Origin of the sequence: Pseudomonas sp. NPDC086278, from assembly GCF_050280905.1 — a bacterium.
Classification (GTDB): domain Bacteria; phylum Pseudomonadota; class Gammaproteobacteria; order Pseudomonadales; family Pseudomonadaceae; genus Aquipseudomonas.
The window spans coordinates 1-4,340 of the sequence record NZ_JBNNWE010000181.1; the positions used below are offsets into that span (position 1 = coordinate 1).

Annotated in this window: 4 protein-coding genes and 1 pseudogene; all 5 read right to left on the bottom strand. The window is 58.8% G+C overall.

All coding sequences use genetic code 11. The annotated features are described in order from the left end of the window. Positions 1-152: 152 nt before the first annotated feature. Positions 153-227: pseudogene (locus ACQKP4_RS28480) on the bottom strand (lysoplasmalogenase); the annotation flags it as partial. Between the two features lie 164 nt (positions 228-391). Further along, entirely contained in the window at positions 392-1,027 is a 636-nt protein-coding gene (locus tag ACQKP4_RS28485; RefSeq protein WP_427637373.1) for a lysoplasmalogenase, read from the bottom strand. A 1-nt stretch (position 1,028) separates the two neighbouring features. Then, entirely contained in the window at positions 1,029-1,421 is a 393-nt protein-coding gene (locus ACQKP4_RS28490) for a protease inhibitor I42 family protein (protein ID WP_427637374.1), read from the bottom strand. Positions 1,422-1,586: 165 nt separating this feature from the next. Next, positions 1,587-1,982 carry a hypothetical protein gene (locus tag ACQKP4_RS28495; RefSeq protein ID WP_427637375.1) on the bottom strand — a complete coding sequence of 132 codons (396 nt, stop codon included), beginning with the start codon at positions 1,980-1,982 and terminating at the stop codon, positions 1,587-1,589. A 368-nt stretch (positions 1,983-2,350) separates the two neighbouring features. After that, the coding region (gene lon / locus ACQKP4_RS28500; protein ID WP_427637377.1) for an endopeptidase La at positions 2,351-4,340 on the bottom strand (1,990 nt) is incomplete at its 5' end.

Consider the following 4,340-nt stretch of genomic DNA (forward strand, 5'->3'; position numbering starts at 1 on the left):
TGCTTTTGTGGCAAGGGGGGGCTTTTGTGGCGAGGGGGCTTGCCCCCGTTGGAGTGCGAAGCACTCCCCCCGCATTCTTTCAGTTTCATCCCATTTACCGGATTTGCGCCGGCTGCGCCGCCGAACGGGGGCGAGCCCCCTCGCCACAGGGGTCAGCGTTGTTTCTGGGTGAACGCCGAGGCCGTGATGCCCCATTGCCCCAGCCAATAGCTGAGGATGATCACGTGCGTAATGTGCGGTGCTTTTGTGGCAAGGGGGGGCTTTTGTGGCGAGGGGGCTTGCCCCCGTTGGAGTGCGAAGCACTCCCCCCGCATTCTTTCAGTTTCATCCCATTCACCGGATTTGCGCCGGCTGCGCCGCCGAACGGGGGCGAGCCCCCTCGCCACAGGGGTTAGCGTTGTTTTTGGGTGAACGCCGAGGCCGTGATGCCCCATTGCCCCAGCCAGTAGCTGAGGATGATCACGTACGGCGCTGCATCGAACGGAACCACAAACCGGCTGATGCCAATCACGCTGTCCGAGAATACAAACGCCACCGCGCCCGCCGCCGCCAGCAGCGCCGAACGTTTGGGGACTTCGGTGCCGAGCCGGGCCAAAGCGCGCCAGAGCATCGCGCTGATGGCCAGACCGTAAACAATCACCGGGATCAGCAATGGGCCCAGTCCGTGGGAAATCAAAATCCCCAGCAGCACCGCGCCGACAGCCAACGCAATCACCAACGGCGACATCGCCAACCGCCGGCAATCGCTCAAATAAGCCTTGAGGTACGCCAAGTGCGCGACCAAAAACGCCCCAAGCCCAAACACAAACAAATCCGCCGGCCAGGCCAGCAGCACATCGCCGAGCAGCGAGAAAATCAGCCCCAGACTGATCCAGCGCCGGTATTCGCTGGGCGGTGCGTCGTGCAGCCAGCCGAGCAAGGCCAACACCGGCAACGGCTTGACCAACAGACACAACAACGCGGCATGTGCGCTGAGGCCGTAAAGAAACGTGACTGCGCCCATCAGCGCCAGAATCAGCCAGCCCATATCAGTTAACCGAGATCGCGCAATCGAAGGTTTCCACCGGCAATACTTCCGGCGCCCACGGTTGTTGAGAGGTCAGGCGCAGACGGCCGGTGCCGGCGCTGAATGCCTGAAAGCGCCAGGTCGAAACACCGGCACTGCCGACGATTCCGGCGTCTTCGGGGTTGCTGTACACCTCGGGGCTGAGCGCATGCAACACGCCACCGGCCGAATCCTGAATGGCCCAGCGGTAGCCGGTGCTCGGGTTGCTCGGCAGGGTCAGGATCAGGTTTTGCCCGCTGTTCAGTTTCACCGGGCATTGGCTTTGTTTTTCCACGGTCACGTTCTGTTTCGGTTGCGTGGCGCAAGCGGCCAGCAAGGACAGGGAGAGGGGGACCAACAGGCGGGTGGGGGACATAAGGTCAGCGGCTCCGGCATTCACGACGAACGGCGAGCATAACTGAAGATGAGACAAAGTGTGACGGTGAAGAGCGTGACGAAAGTTCCTCGATCAAAGGCGTTCGTCGGTGCCGCCCAAGCATCGTGTGACTGCCGGGGGCAGTCACACGATACAAACCAATCGTCAGCTTTGGCGCAGATCAAAACTCCCCAGGATATCGACAGTTTTATCAGGGAGTTTCGCCAGGACATGAAAAGACATTCTGTAATGACGACTTGCTTCGTCGAAATTGATAGTGAAGGTGCCGTCATCGGCAGAAATTTTCTCGGTGTGAGGACCTTCCTTGACGATGTAAAACAGCTTGTGAAAAGTCAGGTTGTCCCCGTTTTTTTTCACGTGAATGTAAATCGTCCTGTAATGATCATCAGGCGTCGTGGGATCGCCTTCTTGACCGCTGATATGAAAAGTTTCCCCGTCAAAGAAGACGTTGAGTCGGCTTGCGGAAAAGTCGCGCTGGTTTTGGACTTTGGCCGTGAACACGCCAGTCGTGGAGGAAGTAACGATGGGGTTGTCAGTCATTTTCAGATCCTTTGAATTGCAGGTTGAAGCCGCAAGTGTGTGTCACGGAATCTGCACGCATAACTGTCAAGGTTGACAGTTTTTAGACTGATTGGTTTGGGATGGGTGGTGGTTTTATGAATAACGCAACTGCGAAGCATCGAACTGGCGGTGGCGTATTCAACCTGCCTGGAGCAGAATCTTCGCCCTGTTCTAAAAATGCTTGGCGAAGTGCACGAGAGTTTTGTTCTCTATGTTTTTGTTGAATATAAAGTTGAATATTCTCGAGTGATCAGGGCCTCCGTCAACATATGAGTCGTTGAGGCCGTCAAACAACACGAGAAGACTTCCCAAGTCTTCTCGTGTTGTAACAACCATCTGCTTCAGGATCAGAACAAAATCTTCGCCACATCCGCAAAGCGCTTGGCGAAGTGCACGGTGATCCCGTCCTTCAGATAGTCCGGCAATTCTTCAAAGCTGCCACGGTTCGGCTCCGGCAGGATCAACTCGAAAATCTTCTGCCGCCGCGCCGCAATCACTTTCTCACGCACCCCGCCAATCGGCAGTACATGCCCGGTCAGCGTCAGTTCGCCGGTCATGGCCACGCCTTTTTTCGGCGGCTGGTTGCGGGCGAGCGAGAGCAGGGCACTGGCCATGGTCACGCCGGCGCTCGGGCCGTCTTTCGGGGTGGCGCCTTCCGGCACGTGCAAGTGGACGAAAGCTTCATCGAAGAATTTCGGATCACCGCCGAACGACTTCAGGTTGGAGCTGACGTAGCTGTAGGCGATTTCCGCCGACTCTTTCATCACATCGCCCAACTGCCCGGTGAGCTTGAAGCCGCGGTTGAGCGTGTGGATGCGCGTTGCTTCAATCGGCAAGGTCGCGCCGCCCATGCTGGTCCAGGCAAGCCCGGTGATGACACCGGTGCCGGACAGCACTTGTTCATTACGGAACACCGGATGCCCGAGCGAGGCTTCGAGGTCTTTGGGGGCGATTTTGATCACCGCTTTCGGCTCGTCGATCAACTTCACCACGGCTTTGCGCACCAGTTTGCCCAGTTGTTTTTCCAACTGCCGCACACCGGCTTCACGGGCGTAGCCGTCGATCAATGCTTTCAACGCGCTGTCGCTGATGCTCAGGCTGCCTTTGGACACGCCGGCCTTCTCAAGTTGCTTGGGCCACAGGTGCCGCTTGGCGATGGCGATTTTTTCTTCGGTGATGTAACCCGACAGGCGAATCACTTCCATCCGGTCGAGCAACGGGCCGGGGATCGAGTCCAGTGTGTTGGCGGTGCAGACGAACAGGACTTTCGACAGGTCCAGGCGCAGGTCCAGGTAGTGGTCGAGGAATTCGACGTTCTGTTCCGGGTCGAGGGTTTCCAGCAGCGCCGAGGCCGGGTCGCCCTGATAGCTTTGGCCCATCTTGTCGATTTCGTCGAGCATGATCACCGGGTTCATCACTTCGACGTCTTTCAACGCCTGCACGAGTTTGCCCGGTTGCGCACCGATGTAGGTGCGGCGATGGCCCTTGATTTCGGCTTCGTCGCGCATGCCGCCGAGGCTGAAACGGTAGAACGGTCGGCCAAGGGATTCGGCGATGGATTTGCCGACGCTGGTTTTACCCACGCCCGGCGGGCCGACCAGCAGCACGATGGAGCCGCTGATCTCGCCTTTGTAGGCACCGACCGCAAGGAATTCGAGGATGCGGTCCTTGATGTCGTCGAGGCCGGCGTGGTGTTTGTCGAGCACCTTGCGGGCGTGCCTGAGGTCGAGTTTGTCCTCGCCGTACACGCCCCACGGCACCGAGGTCGCCCAGTCGAGGTAATTGCGGGTGACCGCGTACTCCGGCGAGCCGGTTTCCAGGATCGACAGCTTGTTCATTTCCTCTTCGATGCGTTTCTGCGCCTGGGCCGGCAGGACTTTGCCTTCCAGGCGTTGCTCGAACTGCTCGATGTCCGCGCTGCGGTCGTCCTTGGTCAGGCCCAGCTCTTGCTGGATGACCTTGAGTTGTTCCTTGAGGAAGAACTCGCGCTGGTGCTCGCCGATCTTGCGGTTCACTTCGGCGGAAATTTCTTTTTGCAGACGTGCGACTTCGACTTCCTTGCGCAGCATCGGCAGGACTTTTTCCATGCGCTTGAGCATCGGCACGCAGTCGAGCACTTCTTGCAGCTCGTTGCCGGTCGCCGACGTGAGCGCGGCGGCGAAGTCAGTCAGCGGCGACGGATCGTTGGGGCTGAAGCGGTTGAGGTAGTTTTTCAGCTCTTCGCTGTACAGCGGGTTGAGCGGCAGTTGGCCGTAGCTGCCAGTGGCGCTGCCGACCAGAGTGTAAGTGATCGCACCGGTGGCGCCGGTGACGGAACCGACCAGTGTGCCGGTGGCG